Below are 20,923 nucleotides of genomic sequence, written 5' to 3'. Positions count from 1 at the left end.
TGGCGGGCATATCGATTTTGCGGATACCGCCGGGAGGGAAAATGATGAAACGCGTTTTGAAGGGGTCTTTAGTCCTGTTGCTTTCAGCCCTTATACTTGGAGGGTGTGGCAAAGTGTCCTTTGAGGATGAAAGCAGGAAAGCAGTCGAAGCAACAAAAGCATCTTTTGAAGACAAGAAACAGGAAACTAACAAAAATACTAAAGAAATCGAATTTTACTTGCCTTTTGGCTTTGAAATTAAAGACGAGAAGCCGAACAATCTGATATTAAAGAATGGATCAAAAAAATACATTCTTTTTTACAACCAGAATGAGAAGAAAGATAGTGAGGTTGTCTATGAAGCTTCTGTTGCCCAATACGAAGAACTGGAAACAAATGAACAGTTCAAAGGCAATGGAAAACTGGGCTACCTCCTCATCGAAAGGCTTGAAGATGATATGAACATCCTTACGGCGGGAGTCGGAGGGGTAAAAGTTACCACAGAAACAAAGACGGGCAGCCTGGATGAAGAAGCGAAAACTTTAATGCAAATTGCGAGCTCGGTTGAATTCAAAAAATAAAGAATGAAGGCGGAATGGCGGCCAAGGCCTTCCGCTTTTCTGTTTGGTTTTTTCCAATCTGGGGAAGTATATAATGTGTATTGAGAACGTAGAATTAGACCAGCTGAATCCGGCTTGATATGATTAGAAATGATAGATGCGATCTAGTGAAACGGGAGGAATATAGATGAAACAATTAGAGTCCATCGAACAATTTGAGGAAATGAAAGAGTCGGGGAAACATGTATTCATGTTTTCGGCTGACTGGTGCCCGGACTGCAGAGTGATTGAACCAGTCATACCCGATATTGAAGAAAAATTCAAAGAGTTTACGTTTGTTTACGTGGACAGGGACAAGTTCATTGACCTTTGCCAACAGCTGGATGTATTTGGAATCCCAAGCTTCATTGGTTTTGAAAACGGGAAAGAGCTCGGGCGGTTTGTCAGCAAGGACAGGAAGACTCCTGAAGAAATCGCGGGTTTTATGACAGGCCTTCGTTAAATGCTTCACTCTCCATCTCTTTACGGAGATGGAGTTTTTTTGTAATGTATTTAAGCGGGAAAGGCAAATGATATATTGGAGGACAGTAAAATGAAAATGGATAGCCGGAAGATGAGAATAACTCTTGAAGAAAGACTTTCGAAGCCAGGCCGGACATTCTCCTATAACCGTGATAAAGATGAGTTGAGGATTGAAAGCGAAGCAACCAATAAAGGCATAACTTTGTCACTGGCAGGAATTGTCGCAAGGTGGCACCAACATAAAGAGAAAGCGATTGACGAAATAGTTTATTACATAGAAGAGGGACTGGAGGCGATGGACAGCGAGCCGATGATGGCTGGCGGGGAAAAGAAAATTTTCCCGATCATCCGTTCCGCGTCTTTTCCGGTTGAGCCAGAAGAGGGGAATCCGTTCCTGACAGACGAACACACCGCGGAAACTCGGATATATTATGCGTATGATATGGGTAAATCCTATAGATTGATTGATTCCAGGCTTTTGCAAAAAGAAGGTTGGAGTCCGGAGCAGGTAAGGGAGATGGCAATGTTTAATGTCAGGTCGCTTCCTACGCCTGTTAAAGAGGATTCTGTGGCAGGAAATGTCTTTTATTTTCTTAACACAAAGGACGGCTATGATGCCAGCCGGGTCCTGAACAAAGGGTTCCTGATGGAAATGCAGGACCGTATTACAGGAACGATGGCATTAGCGATCCCGCACCAGGACGTATTGATCATTGCTGATATCCGCAACGATACAGGATATGATGTGCTTGCACAGATGGCGATGAGTTTTTTTGCGGATGGGAAAGTGCCGGTAACAGCCCTGTCCTTCCTGTTTGAAAATGGCGAGTTGGAGCCCATCTTTATTCTTGGCAAAAACAAACCGGTCAAAAGGCCCAGGCGCCCATTAACCTAACCTAGTAAAATTGCCTCTTCCCCAAATATGTGACCAATGGACTATTCGCGTATTTTTTTATTAAAATTCGATGAATCCTGTCGAAGTTTTGCGAATTACTGATAAAATAGATAGAAGAAGTTTTGGGAAAGAGTGATAGATTTGAGTTTTTTTAAGAGTTTGTACCAAAAACTGCTGAAAGGCACTGAACAAGATTATGAGGTTGAAATAGAGTCCGCGCCCCGTGAAAGGGAAAGAGGATCCAATAAAGAACTAGATGTCAGGGTTGCTTATGAGTATCCCAAAGGAAATTTCCGTTTCCCGCTCATTCCGGATGAAGCAATACCGCGGCGAGAACAGAGGAATGCCGTCCCGGAGAAGAAGCATAAACCTCTTGATCCCCGGAGGAGCGAACACAATCATAAGAAAGATGAACGGCCCGCCAAGAAAGTCAGGCCGTTCACACCAACCGACATACCGTCCCCCGTTTATGGCTTTGCTAAAATAAAAAAAGTTGAAGATGTTGAATATGAATTGAGCGGGTTTATGGGAGCCGACACCTTAGAGCCAACCGATCCGATCGCAGCAGAACCAGTAAGTGTAATTGATATTCCAAATGTGGATGAGGAAACATCCCGACAGGATATCCAGACAGACCTTCTTCCTGAACCGATTCTGGATAAGGTTCAGGGCACATTTCAGGAAACGATTCAGGAACAATATGACCTGCCAACTCCATCCTTTGTTCATTTGAATGAAGGCAATGAAATGGCCGTCGGTGAAAAAGAAGTTCTGGAGGCAGGGCGGCAGGTGGAACTACATATCTCAGCCGTGGAGGATATTCATTCCGTTTCGGAAGAACCTCTTTTTCATATCGAAAACGGACTAATAAGCGAGGATAATGGTCCTGATTCCGTGCAAGTGGATGCTATCGTAGCAGATGTAACAGTGGAGGAATCCGAAAGGGATGATGAAATCCTGACGGGAGCCCTGGAAAAAATAATGGAGGGCTCCCCTGAAATGGATGAGCTTGCAGTTGTTGAGGAACCAGCTGCAGAGGCTACAACTGCCAGCGTTCAAAAGGAACGTTCCCACCTCCCTTTCAACGTCCTTATGCTGAAGCAGGATAAGAGGAAGCTCGAACAAAAGAAAGCATGGGAAAACCCGCCTCGCTTCAACAGTGTCCAAAAAGAAGCGCCGAAGGTACAGGAAACCAGCGCGCCAGAAGTTGGACTTGACCGGGACGACGACTATCAGTTCCCCGGGGTTGAGCTTCTTAAACCGCCAATAAAGGCCGAAGGAGATCCCGCCTGGCTGGAGGAGCGGAAGCGGATGCTCGACGAGACGTTGTTTAATTTCAATGTCGGCGCAAAAGTTGTCAATGTTACCCAGGGGCCATCAGTTACAAGGTTCGAGGTTCATCCAGAACCGGGCGTAAAAGTGAATAAAGTAACGAATTTATCTGATGATATTAAATTGAGCCTGGCTGCCCGTGATATCCGCATTGAAGCGCCGATACCCGGTAAACATACTATCGGGATTGAAGTGCCGAACCCGAAATCACGGCCTGTGCTCATTAGTGAAATTATCGGCAGCAGCCCTTTCGAGGAAAGCTCATCTCCATTAACGGCTGTCCTTGGGCTTGATATTTCCGGAAATCCGATTGTCACCGATCTTAAGAAAATGCCCCATGGCCTTATTGCAGGGGCCACCGGGTCAGGAAAGAGTGTCTGCATCAACTCGATCCTCGTCAGCCTGCTTTATAAAGCAAGTCCGGAAGACTTGAAGCTGTTGCTCATTGACCCTAAAATGGTTGAATTGGCGCCCTATAACAGGATTCCCCATCTCGTCAGCCCAGTCATTACAGACGTAAAGGCTGCCACTGCAGCACTAAAATGGGCGGTGGATGAAATGGAACGGAGGTATGAACTGTTCGCTCATGCCGGTGTCCGTGATATTAACCGTTTCAATGAACTTGCTCTAGAAACGAAGCGATATTCGGATAAGCTGCCGTATCTTGTCATCATTATTGATGAGTTGGCGGACTTGATGATGATGTCGCCGGCTGACGTTGAAGAGGCTATTTGCCGAATTGCTCAAAAAGCAAGGGCATGCGGCATTCATTTAATTATTGCCACCCAGCGGCCCTCTGTTGACGTTATCACAGGATTGATTAAAGCGAATGTGCCGACAAGGATAGCATTTTCTGTTTCTTCACAGGTGGACTCAAGGACAATCATTGATATATCTGGAGCAGAGCGGCTTCTTGGGCGCGGAGACATGCTGTTCCTTGAAAATGGGTCCTCAAAGCCGGTCAGGCTGCAGGGCACCTTTGTTTCTGACTCTGAAATCGATCAGGTTGTTTCTTTTGCGAGAGAGCAGAGGGAACCTGACTATTTATTTGAACAAGAAGAACTTCTGAAAAAAGCGCAAGTAACCGAAGAAGAAGATGAGCTTTTTTACGAGGCGTGCGAGTTTGTCATTGAACAGGGCGGTGCTTCGACCTCAAGCCTGCAACGGCGTTTCAAGGTCGGCTATAACCGTGCGGCGAGACTGATTGATATGATGGAAGAAGCCGGGTTCATTTCAGGCGCCAGAGGCAGCAAGCCGAGGGATGTGCTGATTTCCGAGGCCGACTTGGAATCATTCCAAGAAGCCAGCATGGCGCACTATTGATTAGTATGATATCCGTTTTCTGGAGGATACTGTAAATAATAGTAGTTCGTGTTTACAATGCAAACATGATATAATTCAATAATATCGTTTCAGGAAGCATGACTGCGGCAGGTTTTTCCAATTAGCAATCGCCGCATCCTGTCATATACTGATTTACAGAAAGAAGTTTGTTGGAGGTTCTTTATATGACTATTTACCATTTGGTGGGGATCAAGGGATCCGGAATGAGTGCACTTGCACATGTACTCCATGATATGCATTTCGAAGTGCAGGGCTCCGATGTCGAAAAGCGATTTTTTACCCAACAGGCTCTTGAACAAGCTGGAATAAAGATCCTTCCATTTCAAAAAGAAAATATTAAACCAGGCATGGTTGTCATTGCCGGCAATGCCTTTCCTGACACGCATGAGGAAATCCAGGAAGCATTGAGGATAGGGTTGCAAGTCATCCGCTACCACAGATTTTTAGGCGAATTTATGCAAAACTTTATAAGTGTGGGAATTACCGGCGCTCATGGGAAGACATCGACAACCGGACTGCTGGCGCATGTCATGAAAGGGGCTAAGCCTACCTCTTATCTGATTGGTGATGGGACTGGGAAAGGTGAAAAGGATGCCGCCTATTTTGTATTTGAAGCATGTGAGTACAGAAGGCATTTCCTCTCATACTTTCCGGATTATGCAATCATGACGAATATTGATTTCGACCATCCTGATTATTTCGCAAATATTGAAGATGTCTTTTCCGCGTTTCAGGAAATGGCACTTCAGGTCAAAAAAGGGATTTTTGCTTGCGGGGATGATGAACAGCTCCAAAAAATACAAGCAAAAGTTCCTGTCCTATTCTATGGCTTTGGAGAAGACAATGACTTCCAGGCAAGAAATATAAACAAGAGCCCGGATGGGACAACTTTTGATGTTTTTGTCCGGAATACTTACTTTGATACTTTTTCAATCCCTACCTACGGGGATCACAATATCCTGAATTCGCTGTCTGTCATTGCCTTGTGCCATTATGAAGGGATCGATGTCCAGATTGTGAAGGAGCAATTGCTGAGTTTCGAAGGGGTTAAGCGCAGATTCTCTGAAAAACAGTTGGGCGACCAGACAGTTATCGATGACTATGCGCACCATCCGACCGAAATCAAGGCAACCCTGGATGCGGCCAGACAAAAATATCCTCACAGAGAAATTGTCGCTGTTTTCCAGCCGCATACGTTCACAAGGACACAGGCATTTCTACAGGAATTCGCTGACAGTCTGAGTAAAGCGGATAAAGTTTATCTTTGCGACATTTTCGGGTCAGCACGTGAAAACCATGGAAAACTGACAATTAAGGATTTGGAAGAGAAGATTGGCGGTGCGGAAGTAATTTCAGAGGAGAGTACAAAAATCCTCCAGGGCCACCAGGGAAGCGTCATTATTTTCATGGGCGCTGGTGATATCCAAAAATTCCAGGAAGCATACGAAAAAGCATATAGCGCGTAAATGGAAAAGGATGCAGGCGGGACCTGCATCCTTTTGCTATGTGGCTCTACTCGAGTATTGAAATTTACTTTAGGTTTTCAGGGTTTAATTTTTCTAGCTCCGGCACGACAAACTTCCCGTCCTTGCGGATGAGGACGTCATCAAAATATATTTCACCGCCGCCGTATTCAGGACGCTGGATATTGACCATATCCCAGTGGATGTTTGAATGGTTGCCATTGAACGCGTCATCATAACACTGACCAGGGGTGAAGTGGAAGCTTCCATCTATTTTTTCGTCAAACAAAATATCCTGCATCGGATGCTGGATATACGGATTGACCCCAATCGCAAATTCGCCGATGTAACGGGCGCCTTCATCTGTGTCAAACACCTTGTTGATCCGGTCGGAGTCATTCGATTCCGCTCCTACAATCTTCCCGTCCTTGAATGTTAGCTTCACATTTTCGAAAGTAAAGCCCTGGTAAGGCGAAGGTGTATTGTAGGTAATTACTCCGTTTACAGAATCACGGACAGGGGCCGTATAAACCTCGCCATCAGGAATATTCAGCCGGCCGGCGCACTTGATGGCGGGAATGTCCTTGATTGAGAAGGAGAGGTCGGTTCCGGGACCGGTAATCCGCACTTTATCTGTTTTGTCCATCAAGTTGACAAGGCTGTCCATGGCTGAATCCATTTTGCTGTAATCAAGGTTGCATACGTCAAAATAAAAATCTTCAAACGCCTCTGTGCTCATTTTTGCAAGCTGGGCCATCGAAGAAGTCGGGTAGCGAAGGACAACCCATTTCGTCTTTGGCACCCTGATATCACGATGGACCTTCTTGCCGATGGTCTTTCCGTGTATTTTCATCTTATCATCGGGGACATCTGCATGTTCGTTAATGTTATCGCCAGAACGAAGACCTATATAACCATCCATCTCTTTCATGACAGCCGCTTCAAAATCCGCCATCATTGAATATTGTTCCTCCTTGGCTCCCATCAGCAAGGCGCGGTCAACTTGATGGTCCTTTAATAGGACAAATGGATATCCTCCGGCCTCGTACGCTTCCTTAACAAGCGCCGCCACAAGTTCACGCTGAAGCCCGAAGTTCTCGATTAGTACTTTTTCGCCCTTTTGCAGTTGTACCGAATAATTGATCAAATTCTTAGCTAACGTTGAAATACGTGGATTCTTCATTTCAGTGCCTCCATTTTAATTGATTTTTGAAAAAAATAAGCAAAGTTGATTGGATCGGAAGGCACGCAGACTCCGGTGGGATGCAGTAGCAAATGCAGTCCCGTGGAAAGTGAAGTGCCTTTAGCAAAAATCAAAAACAATCTCTTTTAGTTTAACCGAAACGAATAAGAATGTTGATTAAATGGTCTTTTTTTGCCGAAAACATTTCCTGAAATTAAGAAGGAAATAAAATAGTTTTATGGAAATAATATTAAAGGTGCCTGTTTATTGAGAAGGGGTACGGGTAAAAGTAAGTGTAGATAAATGGAGGTGTAACATATGGAAATTATTCTTTATTTAAGTGTGGCAGTGATCGCCATTGCGTTTCTCGTATTGGTAATATACTTATCGAAAACATTGAAATCACTCCAGATTACTCTCGAAAGTGTTTCAAAGACTCTTGTGGGGCTTGAAGGGCAGCTTGATGGCGTCACGAAGGAGACAGCAGTGCTTTTGCATAAAACGAATGCACTTGCGGATGATATACACAGGAAATCGGAAAGCCTGAATACGGTGGTGGACGCAGTCAAGGGAGTAGGGGAGTCTGTCAACAAATTCAATAATTCCGTACAGACGATTGTTGGGTCGGTTGACAGGCAGATTGACCAGAACAAAGAAAAAATTTCCCAGATTGTCCAATGGAGCAATGTGCTTCTCGAATTGAAGGATAAATGGAATGCAAGGAAGCAGGCTGCAGCCGCGGCTGATGTAAAGCGGGAATTAATCGAGCCCAAGAACCAAAGGGCTAAATTATAATAAGGAGGCTATTTGTCATGGCAAGAGACAATGATATGAGGGATTATGAGGATCGGAATGTGACGTCAAAGGATTTTGTGACAGGCGCTGTTATCGGAGGTTTGATTGGCGCCGCCGCAGCACTCTTCCTGGCACCGAAATCGGGACGTGAAATGCGGGAAACCGTATCTGGGCAGGCAGTGGCCCTGAAAGAAAGAACAGCCCAGATGAAGGACACCATGATGGAGAAAACGAATGAACTTACAAGTATGACAAAAGAAAAGACCTCTTCTCTTACTCAAGCGGTCACCCAGCAAACTTCGAACCTGATGGAGAAGGTGAAAGGCACTTCGGCAAATGAGGATGGGCAAGGAGCGGATGCGGTGGGGGAAGAAACGGAATACATCCCTCTGGAAACGTCCAACAAGCCATTTGAGGAATTGACGCTTGCCGATGATGCAGAAGTCCGGGAGAAGCTTGAGGACATCAAAGACACGTTAGATGAGGAAGAAAGCAAATACAATAGCTAATGGTTCTTCCGAGCCAATAATTTGCGCGGAGAAGCGGTGAAGTGATACGATTGCTTCACCGTTTTGCGTTTAGCAGTAAAATACAGTAAGGAGAGATTAGTCCAAATGATCAACACGCTTGAATCAATTGAGCAGCTTGAAAAAATAATAACAGAAGAAAAGAAAGTTATGATTTTGAAGCATAGCAGTACATGCCCGATCTCACATGCCGCTTTCGAAGAGTACGGCGACTTTGCGGGGCAGGAAGAAGTTCCGGCGTGGATGTTGATTGTACAGGAATCCCGGCCGCTCTCGAATTATATCGCCGAAACGTACGGGATTCAGCATGAATCGCCTCAGGCCATTCTGTTCGTAGACGGAAAGCCTGTTTGGAATGCCTCACACTGGAAAATTACAAAGCGTTCATTAAATGAAGCTGTATCAAGTTAAAAGGCTCTCTTTTTGAGAAGCCTTTTTAATTTTTGTTCCACTTTGTGTTGCAGATTAATATATAGTAAATAATCTTCTTTTTGCTTTAGTGCTTAAAAGCGTTTAATTATTAAAGAAAATAGGGTGACAAAGTTTTCGCAATAAAGTATAATAAACCCTATTATAGAGAGAAGCGGCAAGAAGCCTGCTTCCTGGGCAAAAAATCAGCAAAAGAGCCACAGACGCCAGGCGGGTAAGCCTGATTGGGAAAGGATGGAAAAGAATGAATGAATTAGAAAAACTGCGCTCCCGTATTGATGAACTGAACATGGAACTGCTGAATATTATTAATGAGCGCGGAAGGCTTGCACAGGAAATCGGCCGGGTAAAAGAAAATCAGGGAGTTTACCGATTCGATCCTGTCCGTGAAAGAAAGATGCTCGATATTATTAAACAGAAAAATGAAGGGCCGTTTGAAGACTCCACGATTGAACATATTTTTAAGGAGATTTTCAAAGCAAGCCTGGAATTGCAAAAAGATGATCACAGCAAAGCTCTGCTTGTTTCAAGGAAAAAACATCCTGAAAATACAATCGTCGAGGTAAACGGCGAAAAAATAGGGGACGGCATGCCGCATTTCGTATTTGGCCCATGCGCTGTCGAGTCCTATGAACAAGTGGCTGAAGTAGCGAGGCATATGCAGCAAAAGGGGCTGAAGCTCTTGCGTGGCGGCGCCTACAAACCGCGTACATCTCCTTATGATTTCCAAGGGCTTGGCGTGGAAGGCTTGAAAATTTTAAAGAAAGTTGCCCAGGAGTACAATTTGGCGGTAATCAGTGAAATCGTCAATCCCGCCGACATTGAAATGGCCGAACAATATCTTGATGTAATTCAAATTGGAGCAAGAAACATGCAGAACTTTGAATTGCTAAAGGCTGCTGGTCAGGCGAGCAAGCCTATTTTGTTAAAGAGGGGCATTGCAGCCACAATCGAGGAATTCATCAATGCTGCAGAATACATCATGTCGCAGGGGAACGGGAATATCATTCTTTGCGAACGTGGAATCAGAACGTATGAAAAAGCAACAAGGAATACATTGGACATAACAGCTGTTCCTATCCTTAAACAGGAAACCCATCTTCCTGTCATGGTAGATGTGACACACTCAACTGGTAGAAGAGATCTTCTCATCCCGGCCGCGAAAGCTGCGCTTGCGATTGGAGCCGATGGAGTCATGGCTGAGGTCCATCCTGATCCGGCTGTCGCTCTTTCCGATTCTGCCCAGCAGATGAATCTAGAGCAATTTGACCAGTTCCTTAACGAAATTACTGTTTCCAGCTTTGTCCGTTCATAATTTTGTTGTCCTTGCCTTCTGTTCCAGGAACAGAAGGCATTTCTGATGGTTCTTTATGTCCGAATAATTGCAGCTTTTCTCCGCTTGTCGTATGATTAAAATCAATAAGTATGTTTACGGACTCACAAGCAAAATGAGTAGTAAGTGTTATTTTGCAGCAAAATAAATAAAATGGCTTGTTTTTAAGGAGTGTTTGGTGGATGAATATCACAATTTATGATGTTGCCAGGGAAGCGAACGTATCAATGGCAACGGTATCAAGGGTAGTGAACGGTAACCCTAATGTTAAGCCTGCTACCAGGAAAAAAGTAATGGAAGTGATTGATAGGCTGGGCTACAGACCGAACGCGGTAGCGAGGGGACTGGCAAGCAAAAAGACGACGACAGTCGGTGTCATCATCCCCGATATTTCAAGCATTTTCTTTGCGGAACTAGCAAGGGGAATAGAAGATATCGCGACGATGTATAAATACAATATCATTCTGAGTAATTCAGACCAGAATAAAGACAAAGAGCTTCATTTGCTGAACACGATGCTTGGAAAGCAGGTTGACGGGCTCGTCTTCATGGGTGGAAACATTACTTCTGATCATGTTGAAGAGTTTAAAAAGTCCCCTGTTCCTATCGTGCTTGCCGGTTCGATTGAGCAGACGAGGGAAATTCCATCGGTCAATATTGACTACGAGCAGGCTGTATACGACAGTGTGAAGGAATTTACCGACAGGGGCCATAAAAATATTGCATATGTAATCGGGCCTCTCCATGAGCCGAAAAATAGTGAACTTGAACTGCAGGGCTATAAACGCGCTTTAGAAGAAGCGGGTCTTTCGTATAATGAAGAGCTAGTTGTGGAAGGGGATTATACATATGATTCCGGCATTGAAGCGATTCATAAGCTGATGTCATTAGAGACACGCCCGACCGCAATCATGGTCGGTTCGGATGAAATGGCTCTTGGAGTCATTCACGGCGGGCAGGATAATGGGTTTGACATCCCCGGCGATTATGAGGTAATTACTCTTGACAACACAAGGCTTTCCTTGATGGTCCGCCCTCAGTTGACAACAGTGGTACAGCCTTTGTATGATATCGGCGCTGTTGCCATGAGACTGCTGACAAAATATATGAATAAAGAAAAAGTGGATGAGCATATTGTTGTCCTGCCGCACAGGATTGACACCCGCAAATCAACAAAATAAATCAAAGGCCCGGGCTTGTCCCGGGCCTTTTTGATATGAACCTCGGCATGGATTGCCCGCTGCCAAGGAAAGTGATTTACAAGATGAACGAGTCATGTATTAGTGCTGGTACGAATGGGATAAAGGGCTTTATCTAGTGTAAGTAGATTTTTTTCGGTAATTTCTGCTTTCCTCGGGATTGGTTTATACATATCCGGCGGGTCTTCCCATGTTTCAGGTAGGTTCACAGGTGCGTTTTTTTGCCAACTTTCCAGCCATGACTGCGGGAGCTTGCCGTTTCCGTGCCCCTTGCCGGTCATCTCCATCCAAATAAGCGACCAGGCCCTTGGAACAACCCTCCATATATCATAGCCTCCGCCGCCAACCGCAATCCAACGGCCCTCACAGTAGCGATGGGCAATTTCATGGGCAAGCCTCGGTATTTCCCGGAAAATTCTCATCGTTCCATATAAGTGTGTAAGCGGATCGAAGTAATGCGCATCAGCGCCGTTTTGTGTCAGAATGACATCCGGCCTGAAAAAATCTGCTACTTCATTTAAGGCTGTAGAGTAGGCGTGAAGCCAGGATTCATCCTCTGTAAATGCGTCCAAAGGGACATTGAAGGAATAACCGTACCCCTTTCCTTGACCGCGTTCATTAATATTCCCGGTACCTGGGAACAAATAACGGCCGGTTTCATGGAGCGATAACGTGCAAACTTCCGGATCGTCATAAAAAGACCACTGGACTCCATCTCCATGATGGGCATCGGTATCGACATACAAAACCCTGGCTTTGTATTTTTCCTGAAGATACTTTATAGCGACCGAGCTATCATTATATATACAAAAACCGGATGCCTTCCCCCGGAAACCATGGTGCAGCCCTCCTCCAAGATGGAGGGCATGCAAGGCTTTCCCGCTCATCACTTCATCAACTGCTGTGAGTGTTCCGCCCACCAGCATTGAACCAGCTTCATGCATTCCGGGAAAAATAGGAGTATCTTCCGTTCCCAAACCGTAATTTTCCGCTGTATCACTGCCAAGCATCCCGTTTCCCGCCTGTTTCACAGCCTGGATAAAGGATGGGTCATGAATAAGGGTTAATTCTTCATCGGTTGCCCGCCTTGGATGGATTATTTCGGATTCATCAAGTGCACCTGCTTGCTTGAGCAGATCCATCGTCAGTTTAATCCTGAATTGATTAAAGGGATGCTGGCTTCCGAAATTATAGGAAAGCAGTTCATCCGAATAGACAAAAACGCAGGGATCATTCATATAGGCATCCCTGGAATATTCGGCCAGAGTACGTGATGGCCTGCCGCCTTTAAATCATGGATGAGGCCTACGGGATTCATGGTTTGTACTCTGATGACCAGAATTTTATATGCTTCGTCCTGTTTATCAGGGTAAACAAGGACACTTTGTATATTGGCTTTACGATTGCGGACCACATTTGCGATTTCCCAAAGAGTGCCGGTTTTGTTGGGCACTTTTATTTCAATCTGTGAGCCAGGCTGGTGCGCGCCGGTCAACTCGACAAGTGTATAAAGCAGGTCTGTTTCCGTTACAATGCCTACAAGGCGTTTTTCCTGCACCACTGGAAGGCAGCTGATCTTTTGCTCATAGAAAAGCGCCGCGGTTTCTTCCACGAAGTCAAGTGGATGGCCGGTGATGACCTCTTTCTTCATGATGGATTCCAACGGTTTCTGTAAATCTTCCGCATGTTCTTCCCTGCGGAAAATGGAAGGTGCGGCCTCTTTAATATCTCTATCCGTGACCAGCCCGACGACGCGGCTTTCCTCGTTGATAATTGGGATGTGGCGTATTTTCAGATTTTCCATCAGACGGATTGCCTCTTCTATTGAATTGGAAGGCTTAAGAGTGGCGACATTTTTCTTCATGATTTCTTCAATGATCATGCCCAATCCCCCTCAGTACATAAAGCGGTTTTTAAACCGGAGTTGATCAAATTTTTGAATGGATTCGGTACGTACTCTTTTGCCAATCCTCGCCATCAGGCAGTTAGCCGGATGGGAACTTATTTCCGGGTCATCCGTAGCGTACCATTCAAGGCCGCCGGCATTCATCATTTTTTCCATTACTTTTCGGTATTCCCATACGTTCAGGCCGGTGCCTTTTAAATCCCAATGCCAATAATATTCTGTTGTTATCGTGATATAGTCTTCCATAGCATCATCCATCATCGAAACCTTTAAGAGGTTTTTTCCAACAGAGAACCCCCTGAATTCAGGTATGACTTCAATCGCGCCGAGTTCTATCAAATCCTCCATTTTCCCCTCCGACCAGCGTTCAAGCGGATCGGGATAAAGATAGGTTACATACCCGACGATCATATGGAGTCTTCTGGCAATAATGATTCGGCCTTCAGGCAACCCGGCTATTCCGATTAACGCCTTATGCTGCTGGGGAGGCTGACGGAAAGCTGTCAAATCTTCATGAAAATCGTAGCTTGCCAGTTTTTCAGGGGAAATAGGCCCTTCAATAATTAAGTTGCCATTAGGGGTTTTCAATTCTTTCGCATTATACGTTTTTTTATGTTCCACAAGTTCACCACCTGCAAATGCTATCGATCCTACATCTATTATACATAAAAACAGAATAGATGAAGCGCTTTCACTTAATTTTCTGGAAAATTACTACTTTGACAGCTTAATTTTACAATCAATATTTTAAAAATTGTGAATAGCTTTAATTTATACTATAATAATATAAACTTTGAAAAGGGGGAGAACAAATGAAAATAGAATCTTTGCCAGTCATTGAAGGAAATCACAATCTGGAGAATTACGAGGATGTCCGTGCTTCTTTTGACTGGAAGGATGTTGAAAAGGATTTCAGCTGGCATACAACCGGGCTTGTAAACGCCGCGTATGAGGCAATCGACCGCCATGCCGAAACCTTCCGCAAAAACAAGGTGGCGCTTTACTACAAGGACAAAAACAGAAATGAAAAATACACTTTCAAAGAGATGAAAGAACTGTCAAACAAGGCTGCGAACGTCCTTAAAAGTTATGGGGATGTCGAAAAAGGGGACCGTGTCTTTATTTTCATGCCGCGCTCACCTGAATTGTATTTCGCTGTTCTTGGCACTATCAAATTGGGGGCAATCGTCGGACCATTGTTTGAAGCATTCATGGAAGGCGCAGTAAGGGACCGTCTTGAAGATAGCGGAGCAAAAGTCATCGTTACTACACCTGAGTTGCTTGAAAGGGTGCCAAGGGATCTTCCTGATTTAAAATACATATTCGTTGTCGGCGATAACGTGGAAGAAGACGGCACGATCATTGATTTTAAAAGTAAATTTGAAAACGCTGACAATAAACTGAAAGTTGAATGGGTTGATAGACAGGATGGTCTGATCCTCCACTATACTTCCGGTTCAACAGGTAAGCCGAAAGGAGTCCTCCATGTCCACAATGCGATGATCCAGCACCATCAGACGGCAAAGTGGGTGCTTGACCTGCAGGAGGAGGACATTTACTGGTGCACCGCGGATCCTGGATGGGTGACAGGTACATCCTATGGTATTTTCGGTCCTTGGCTTCTAGGCGGGTCGAATGTCATCGTCGGAGGCCGTTTCTCTCCTGAAGCCTGGTACAGTGTTATTGAAGAGTTTGGCGTCACCGTCTGGTACAGCGCCCCGACGGCATTCAGGATGTTGATGGGAGCTGGCGATGAAATCGTTAAAAAATACGATCTTAGCAGCCTGCGACATGTCTTGAGTGTTGGGGAACCTCTTAACCCGGAAGTTGTCAAATGGGGTATGAAAGTCTTCAATAAACGCATCCATGACACCTACTGGATGACTGAGACGGGGGCCCAGCTTATTTGTAATTTCCCTTGTATGCCTATCAAGCCAGGTTCAATGGGCAAGGCTATACCAGGGGTCAAAGCAGCCATTGTCGATGACCGCGGTGAAGAACTTCCTCCGTACAGAATGGGCAATCTGGCCATCCAAAAAGGCTGGCCTGCAATGATGCATACCATTTGGAATAATCGTGAAAAATACGAATCCTACTTTATGCCGGGCGGCTGGTATTTGACAGGAGATTCCGCTTATATGGATGAGGATGGATATTTCTGGTTCCAAGGCCGGGTAGATGATGTCATTATGACATCAGGAGAGAGGGTAGGGCCTTTCGAGGTTGAAAGCAAGCTGGTTGAGCATCCTGCCATTGCAGAAGCCGGTGTCATTGGAAAACCGGATCCTGTCCGAGGGGAAATCATCAAAGCCTTTGTCGCCTTGAGGGATGGCTATGAGGCAACTGATGAATTAAAGGAAGAAATCAAGCAATTTGTCAAAAAGGGACTCGCTGCACATGCCGCACCGCGTGAGATTGATTTCCGGGATAAACTGCCAAAAACACGAAGCGGGAAAATCATGAGACGTGTCCTTAAGGCGTGGGAACTCGATTTGCCGACTGGCGACCTGTCCACAATGGAAGATTAATAACAATGATTTGAGTAACAGCATAAAACACGAAAAACCGCTCCGGGAAATTTCCCGGAGCGGTTTCTTATTCTTCATCAGATTCTGAATCTGATTCAGGTTTTGCTTCTTCTTTTTTCGGGCCAATCGTGATCTTGTTCGACGGAGCCGATTCCTTTCCAGCTATATCGACAGCTGTAACATAATAGGTCCCGTTTTTGGCCGGATAGGAAAGCCCGGTCCCGGCACGAATGCTGGCGACCTTGGATCCGCCTTCCGTATAGACCCTGTAGCCGATAATGTCGCTTTCGTTGACGGCCCCCCAGGCCAATGTGCTGCCAGAGGCCCTTAAGGTGACGGAAGCTGGGGTCTTTCCGTTTTCAGGGAGCTTCGCATCCGGAACGAGCAGATTCGACCATCTCTTCAGCTTAGGCACGATGGCTGAATTATCCCTTAAATTGGTCCCGGTTAGGGCTTTAATGAATTCCGGATTAAGGACAAGACCTGTCTCGGCAAAATCACTCGGTGTCGAGTCAAGTGCCAAATAGTTCTTATCACCGATCTTGACGAACTTGCCTGTGCCAAGGCTGTTGTCCACCTTGCTCGGAAGGTACTTCACATTGAATAAATCAGTCTCGACAAGGCCGGCTTTCGCGCAAGCTTCGGATGGAAGCGAGCCGGATACTGCGCAGAATGATCTACGGACAATTCCGCCTGGCATTTTAAATGAACTCTTAGGTGCTACAACGGCCGGTTTTTTATCGTAGGCCGCGTTCAGCAGCGATGCCCAAAGGAAATTTGTCCGCTGGCTGTATGACAGGCTGCTTCGTGCCTGAAGGGATTTTTGGGTATCGTACCCTGTCCAGATTCCGAATGTAATATTCGGGTTTGAACCAATAAGCCAGGAATCATAATAGTTGTTACCTGTTCCAGTTTTGCCTGCCCAATCAGCACTGAATTTCAGCTTGCTCTTGACACCCGCGGCTGTGCCATACTTGAACACATCGCGCATGATATCAACTGTCAGGTAGGCTGTTTGTGGACTGAAAACATTGACAGGCTTTGACTCATGCTGATAGATGACATTGCCATCTTTATCGGTAATCTTTTCAATCATGTACGCATCGATGAATTTACCGTTATTTGCAAAAGTGGTAAAGGCATTTGTGTTTTCTTCGACTGTTACACCATTTTGCATAGCGCCGATTGCTGCGGACCGGTTCGTATAATCATCTTTTAGAAGTGTGCTGAAGCCCATTTTTTCAAGGAACTGGGCAGGGTTCTTATTCTCAATCTTTGTATATAGCTTTACCGCTGGTATGTTATACGATTTTGCAAACGCGTAGCGGGCCGTTGCCAAACCGCTGTATCCGCCACCGTAATTCGTTGGCCAAATCTTGCCTGGGGCACTTGGATTCAAACGAAGCGGCACGTCCGGAAGGATTGTTCCGGGTGCGGCGGCGCCTAGTTCAAAGGCTGGCCCGTAAACCAGCAGGGGCTTCATGGTGGATCCGTTGTTACGGATGGCCCGGGTTGCGTGGTTCAGCTCCTGTTTTTTAAAGTCACGACCGCCAACGAAACTGAGGATTTTCCCGGTCTTGTTTTCAATCATGATCGCACCGACTTCTACAGGCTCCATGACCGTGATTTCCTTCTTTGTTTCCGGGTCGATCTTAGTTTGCGGCTTATCCGGTCCGTAGTAAGGATACTTGTTCTTCGCCTGTTCCATCGCGTCATATAGTTCTTTGTCAATCGTTGTATGGATGCTGTAGCCGTTCTGTTTCAACTCACGGTCAGCAAGAATATAATACTTATTATAAAGTTCATCGCTTTCTTTTAATTGTTTTTCGGTCACTCCCGCCTTTTCGGCAAGCAATTTAGTGAGGAGCTCGACTGCGCGCTGCTCTGCTTCGACCATGACATATGGGTACTTTTCAAGCGGGTCAGCTGCCGGCTTTGCGAAATCCTTGGTAATATCATAGGCAAGCGCGTCCTTATACTCCTGCTCGGTAATATATCCGCCATTGTACATCCGTTTCAGGACAATCTTCATCCTATCAAGACCTGGCTGGAGATTTTCCTTCACCTGCTTGTCCCTAGTAAAAGGCGTGTAGCCGAACGGGCTTTGAGGCAGGCCCGCAATAAAAGCCGACTGTGCAAGGTTTAGCTTGCTTGCATAGACACCAAATATCCCCTTGGCGGCCGACTGGACACCAGCGATATTCCGTCCGGACGCATTCCGTCCGAAGGTTGCCATATTGAGATAGGCCTCCAAGATTTCATCCTTTTCAAAAAAACATTCTAACCTGAGAGCAAGGAGGATTTCCTTTGCTTTCCTTTCAAAAGAAACTTCATTCGTTAAAATTTGGTTTTTGATAAGCTGCTGCGTCAGTGTGCTTCCCCCTGATTGGATTGGGGAATTGGTTACTTCCTGCAGCACAGCCCTCATGATTGCCTTTGGAACAACACCGTTATGCTCATAAAAGTATTCATCCTCCGTGGCAATGACGGCGTTAATCAAATGCTTGGAAACATCGGGAAGCTTCACTTTTTCACGGTCCAGATCGCTTCGCAGCTTTCCCAGGAAAACATCATTGGCAAAATAGACATCGGATGTTTCCGTATAGTTGTAGATATCTTTTTTCATGCTGTCATAACTACGGACAGGCTCATCCTTTACAAGCGAAGCGAAGTAACCGGCGCCTGCTCCTGCCGCGAACACGCCGCCGGCGATGCCAATGGTCAGAAATAAGAGAAAAAGATTCCAGGCTACCCCGTAAGCAATTCTCGCCCGCTTGGCGGTTTTTTTATTTGTAAACACGGATTTTGCTTTCTTTACAAAACGCTGTTTCTTATTATCCATTCATTTAATCCCTCCAAAATCACAATCATTATAGCATAAACAATGTGTAAAAAATGTGTTTCTTCTGGAAATTTCCGAAAAATACAAAGGGCATTTGACAAAAAATATCCCAGTGTGGTAAAAAGGAATATAAATCATATAGTAATCAAGGCTATGAAAGGAACAAGTAATTTTTCCATCCCTGGTTAAAGAGAACTGTCGGCTGGTGAAAGGCAGTCCAAATGGAAAAATGAATTACAGCCCGGAGCTTTTGCTGATTATTTTTAATTGGCAGCGGTGATGAGCCGTTATTTCATGAGTTGGAGGAACGGTGTTTCCTCAAGCCGGGTGGTACCGCGCGATCTATACGCGTCCCTGCATTTACTGCAGGGGCGTTTTATTTTTGCAAAAAACAGGAGGAATTGTCATGGGTTTATTGGAGGATTTGCAGTGGAGAGGTATCATTTACCAGCAGACAGATGAAGAAGGTATAAAAGAAACGCTTGAAAAAGAGAAAATATCTCTGTATTGCGGGATGGATCCGACTGGGGACAGCATGCATATCGGCCATTTGCTGCCGTTCTTAACATTGAGGAGATTCCAGGAACAAGGGCATAAGCCGATTGTCCTCGTGGGTGGGGCGACTGGACTGATTGGCGATCCAAAGCCATCAGAGGAGAGGCAGTTGCAGACAATTGAGAAGGTACAGCATAATGTGGAGTGCCTAACATCCCAGTTAAAAATGATTTTTGACTTTGAAGGCGAGAATGGCGCGGTCATGGTCAATAACTATGAGTGGACAAAGGATCTTGATATTATCACATTCCTCAGGGATTATGGGAAACACGTCGGCATTAACTACATGCTTGCCAAAGACACGATTGCAAACAGGCTTGAAACAGGCATATCGTTTACTGAGTTTACGTACACCATTTTGCAAGGCATGGATTTTAAACATTTATATGAGAATCATCAATGCCGCCTGCAAATCGGCGGAAGCGACCAGTGGGGCAATATTACGACCGGATTGGAATTGATCCGTAAAATGGTTCCTGATGGCCCGAAGGCATTCGGCCTTACAATTCCGCTTGTGACCAAAGCGGATGGCACAAAGTTTGGGAAAACGGAGGGCGGCGCCATCTGGCTCGATCCTGAAAAGACAACGCCTTACGAGTTCTACCAATTCTGGATCAATACAGCGGACGCAGATGTTGTGAAATACTTGAAGTACTTTACATTCCTGCATCATGAGGCAATTGAAGAGCTGGAGCAATCGGTACAGAACGAGCCTCATCTCCGCAAGGCGCAAAAAGCTCTTGCCGAAGAAATGACCCGCCTAATCCATGGCCAGGCATCGCTTGATCAAGCGATTAAAATCACCGCTGCATTATTCAGCGGCGATGTGAAAAATTTAACGGCTTCGGAAATACAGCAAGGCTTTAAGGATGTCCCTTCCTACCAGTTCTCAGGTGAAGAAAATCTCGTCGACCTGTTAGTCGCGGCGAAGATTTCACCATCAAAACGCCAGGCGCGTGAGGATATCACAAATGGCGCCGTTTCAGTGAACGGAGAAAAGGTGACGGATTCAGCCCATGCTCTCACTGCAGAAGACAGGATAGAGGGACAATTTACTATTATCAGAAGAGGGAAGAAAAAGTACCATTTAATTAAATACTAATTTTGAATGGTTTTTGGGAATTATGCCGCAAACAATCGTTTGCGGCGTTTTTTTGTAGGGAGAATGGGCTTGCCAGACAGAAACAAGTACAGGCATAGCAGCGTCTACTATGTAAAAGGGGTGATTAGGTTGAAGATGCTATGGAATATTTTCTTTATTTCACTTTTTGCCCTTGTCACGTTTTTTGGCCTCGGGCCTGTCCTTATGGCTGACGGAGTCCTTAAGGAACGGATTTTAACAGCCGCAGTTGTCATTGCCATTTATGTCTTCCTGTCCATTCTCTACAAAAAAATAGTTTTTCGAAAAAATTAGCGGGCCGGCAAGCCTGAAGAAATAAAAGGCTCTATAAAGAAGAGGAAAGTTGTTTGCAGTTTAGTTGATTGGAATTCAACCACCAATTTAATAGAGCCAAAAAAACCCCTGTCCGGC

18 protein-coding genes and 1 other annotated feature are annotated in these 20,923 nt (G+C 45.3%); of the genes, 13 read left to right on the top strand and 5 right to left on the bottom strand.

The window, feature by feature from the left end:
• Positions 1-41 precede the first annotated feature (41 nt).
• The 5 genes from BN1002_RS14940 (at position 42) to murC (ending at position 6,098) form a co-directional block, all read left to right on the top strand.
• Positions 42-560, top strand: a complete 519-nt coding sequence (locus BN1002_RS14940; protein ID WP_148362791.1) for a hypothetical protein — start codon at positions 42-44, stop codon at positions 558-560.
• Positions 561-726: 166 nt separating this feature from the next.
• Complete coding sequence (locus BN1002_RS14935) at positions 727-1,041, top strand: thioredoxin family protein (RefSeq protein WP_048826115.1); 315 nt, start codon at positions 727-729, stop codon at positions 1,039-1,041.
• A gap of 90 nt (positions 1,042-1,131) precedes the next feature.
• Positions 1,132-1,956 carry a DUF1444 domain-containing protein gene (locus tag BN1002_RS14930; RefSeq protein WP_048826114.1) on the top strand — a complete coding sequence of 275 codons (825 nt, stop codon included), beginning with the start codon at positions 1,132-1,134 and terminating at the stop codon, positions 1,954-1,956.
• A 141-nt stretch (positions 1,957-2,097) separates the two neighbouring features.
• On the top strand, positions 2,098-4,611 hold the full coding sequence (locus BN1002_RS14925; RefSeq protein WP_052445649.1) for a DNA translocase FtsK: 2,514 nt from the start codon (positions 2,098-2,100) through the stop codon (positions 4,609-4,611).
• Between the two features lie 185 nt (positions 4,612-4,796).
• Positions 4,797-6,098, top strand: coding sequence for a UDP-N-acetylmuramate--L-alanine ligase (gene murC, locus BN1002_RS14920; protein WP_048826112.1), 1,302 nt, complete (start codon positions 4,797-4,799; stop codon positions 6,096-6,098).
• Between the two features lie 64 nt (positions 6,099-6,162).
• On the opposite strand, the gene BN1002_RS14915 is transcribed toward murC, so the two are convergent.
• Complete coding sequence (locus BN1002_RS14915) at positions 6,163-7,278, bottom strand: aminopeptidase (RefSeq protein ID WP_048826110.1); 1,116 nt, start codon at positions 7,276-7,278, stop codon at positions 6,163-6,165.
• A gap of 318 nt (positions 7,279-7,596) precedes the next feature.
• Here BN1002_RS14915 and BN1002_RS14910 point away from each other — a divergent pair, with 318 nt between their 5' ends.
• The 5 genes from BN1002_RS14910 (at position 7,597) to ccpA (ending at position 11,543) form a co-directional block, all read left to right on the top strand.
• Positions 7,597-8,073, top strand: a complete 477-nt coding sequence (locus BN1002_RS14910) for a DUF948 domain-containing protein (protein ID WP_048826109.1) — start codon at positions 7,597-7,599, stop codon at positions 8,071-8,073.
• Positions 8,074-8,090: 17 nt separating this feature from the next.
• Positions 8,091-8,582, top strand: a complete 492-nt coding sequence (locus tag BN1002_RS14905) for a YtxH domain-containing protein (protein WP_048826108.1) — start codon at positions 8,091-8,093, stop codon at positions 8,580-8,582.
• Between the two features lie 105 nt (positions 8,583-8,687).
• Positions 8,688-9,011 carry a bacillithiol system redox-active protein YtxJ gene (gene ytxJ, locus BN1002_RS14900; protein WP_048826106.1) on the top strand — a complete coding sequence of 108 codons (324 nt, stop codon included), beginning with the start codon at positions 8,688-8,690 and terminating at the stop codon, positions 9,009-9,011.
• A 262-nt stretch (positions 9,012-9,273) separates the two neighbouring features.
• Complete coding sequence (locus BN1002_RS14895; RefSeq protein WP_048826104.1) at positions 9,274-10,344, top strand: bifunctional 3-deoxy-7-phosphoheptulonate synthase/chorismate mutase; 1,071 nt, start codon at positions 9,274-9,276, stop codon at positions 10,342-10,344.
• 200 nt (positions 10,345-10,544) lie between these two features.
• Entirely contained in the window at positions 10,545-11,543 is a 999-nt protein-coding gene (gene ccpA / locus BN1002_RS14890) for a catabolite control protein A (protein ID WP_048826102.1), read from the top strand.
• Positions 11,544-11,635: 92 nt separating this feature from the next.
• Here ccpA and BN1002_RS14885 read toward each other — a convergent pair whose 3' ends face one another.
• The 3 genes from BN1002_RS14885 to BN1002_RS14875 are packed head-to-tail and all read right to left on the bottom strand — an operon-like array spanning position 11,636 to position 14,088.
• Complete coding sequence (locus tag BN1002_RS14885; RefSeq protein WP_048826100.1) at positions 11,636-12,799, bottom strand: acetoin utilization protein AcuC; 1,164 nt, start codon at positions 12,797-12,799, stop codon at positions 11,636-11,638.
• Positions 12,796-13,443, bottom strand: coding sequence for an acetoin utilization AcuB family protein (locus BN1002_RS14880; RefSeq protein WP_048826099.1), 648 nt, complete (start codon positions 13,441-13,443; stop codon positions 12,796-12,798). The genes BN1002_RS14885 and BN1002_RS14880 overlap by 4 nt, the downstream gene beginning before the upstream one ends.
• A 12-nt stretch (positions 13,444-13,455) precedes the next feature.
• The gene (locus BN1002_RS14875; protein ID WP_048826097.1) at positions 13,456-14,088 is read right to left on the bottom strand and encodes a hypothetical protein; all 633 of its coding nucleotides are present in this window, start codon (positions 14,086-14,088) and stop codon (positions 13,456-13,458) included.
• Positions 14,089-14,279: 191 nt separating this feature from the next.
• Between BN1002_RS14875 and acsA the strand changes: the two genes are divergently transcribed.
• Positions 14,280-15,995 (top strand): acetate--CoA ligase, encoded by a 1,716-nt coding sequence (gene acsA / locus BN1002_RS14870; protein ID WP_048826096.1) that lies wholly within the window; start codon positions 14,280-14,282, stop codon positions 15,993-15,995.
• A 67-nt stretch (positions 15,996-16,062) separates the two neighbouring features.
• Here acsA and BN1002_RS14865 read toward each other — a convergent pair whose 3' ends face one another.
• Positions 16,063-18,837 (bottom strand): transglycosylase domain-containing protein, encoded by a 2,775-nt coding sequence (locus BN1002_RS14865; protein ID WP_048826094.1) that lies wholly within the window; start codon positions 18,835-18,837, stop codon positions 16,063-16,065.
• 144 nt (positions 18,838-18,981) lie between these two features.
• Positions 18,982-19,196: a binding site (T-box leader), on the top strand.
• A gap of 47 nt (positions 19,197-19,243) precedes the next feature.
• Between BN1002_RS14865 and tyrS the strand changes: the two genes are divergently transcribed.
• Together tyrS and BN1002_RS14855 are read left to right on the top strand one after the other, a co-directional pair.
• Positions 19,244-20,494, top strand: coding sequence for a tyrosine--tRNA ligase (gene tyrS, locus BN1002_RS14860; protein WP_048826092.1), 1,251 nt, complete (start codon positions 19,244-19,246; stop codon positions 20,492-20,494).
• Between the two features lie 69 nt (positions 20,495-20,563).
• Positions 20,564-20,806, top strand: a complete 243-nt coding sequence (locus BN1002_RS14855; protein ID WP_148362790.1) for a DUF6954 family protein — start codon at positions 20,564-20,566, stop codon at positions 20,804-20,806.
• The last annotated feature ends 117 nt before the right edge of the window (positions 20,807-20,923 follow it).

The organism is Bacillus sp. B-jedd (genome assembly GCF_000821085.1).
In the GTDB taxonomy this organism is placed as follows: Bacteria; Bacillota; Bacilli; order Bacillales; family Cytobacillaceae; genus Bacillus_D.
The sequence above is the reverse complement of the archived record's forward strand: the minus strand, read 5'-3'. Positions and strand labels throughout refer to the sequence as shown.

Coding starts and splice junctions, on each gene's coding strand:
- acsA (WP_048826096.1), top strand. CDS start 14,280: ATGAAAATAGAATCTTTGCCAGTCATTGAAGGAAATCACAATCTGGAG.
- ytxJ (WP_048826106.1), top strand. CDS start 8,688: ATGATCAACACGCTTGAATCAATTGAGCAGCTTGAAAAAATAATAACA.
- BN1002_RS14940 (WP_148362791.1), top strand. CDS start 42: ATGATGAAACGCGTTTTGAAGGGGTCTTTAGTCCTGTTGCTTTCAGCC.
- murC (WP_048826112.1), top strand. CDS start 4,797: ATGACTATTTACCATTTGGTGGGGATCAAGGGATCCGGAATGAGTGCA.
- BN1002_RS14930 (WP_048826114.1), top strand. CDS start 1,132: ATGAAAATGGATAGCCGGAAGATGAGAATAACTCTTGAAGAAAGACTT.
- ccpA (WP_048826102.1), top strand. CDS start 10,545: ATGAATATCACAATTTATGATGTTGCCAGGGAAGCGAACGTATCAATG.
- BN1002_RS14910 (WP_048826109.1), top strand. CDS start 7,597: ATGGAAATTATTCTTTATTTAAGTGTGGCAGTGATCGCCATTGCGTTT.
- BN1002_RS14915 (WP_048826110.1), bottom strand. CDS start 7,278: ATGAAGAATCCACGTATTTCAACGTTAGCTAAGAATTTGATCAATTAT.
- tyrS (WP_048826092.1), top strand. CDS start 19,244: ATGGGTTTATTGGAGGATTTGCAGTGGAGAGGTATCATTTACCAGCAG.
- BN1002_RS14880 (WP_048826099.1), bottom strand. CDS start 13,443: ATGATCATTGAAGAAATCATGAAGAAAAATGTCGCCACTCTTAAGCCT.
- BN1002_RS14865 (WP_048826094.1), bottom strand. CDS start 18,837: ATGGATAATAAGAAACAGCGTTTTGTAAAGAAAGCAAAATCCGTGTTT.
- BN1002_RS14895 (WP_048826104.1), top strand. CDS start 9,274: ATGAATGAATTAGAAAAACTGCGCTCCCGTATTGATGAACTGAACATG.
- BN1002_RS14885 (WP_048826100.1), bottom strand. CDS start 12,799: ATGAATGATCCCTGCGTTTTTGTCTATTCGGATGAACTGCTTTCCTAT.
- BN1002_RS14905 (WP_048826108.1), top strand. CDS start 8,091: ATGGCAAGAGACAATGATATGAGGGATTATGAGGATCGGAATGTGACG.
- BN1002_RS14935 (WP_048826115.1), top strand. CDS start 727: ATGAAACAATTAGAGTCCATCGAACAATTTGAGGAAATGAAAGAGTCG.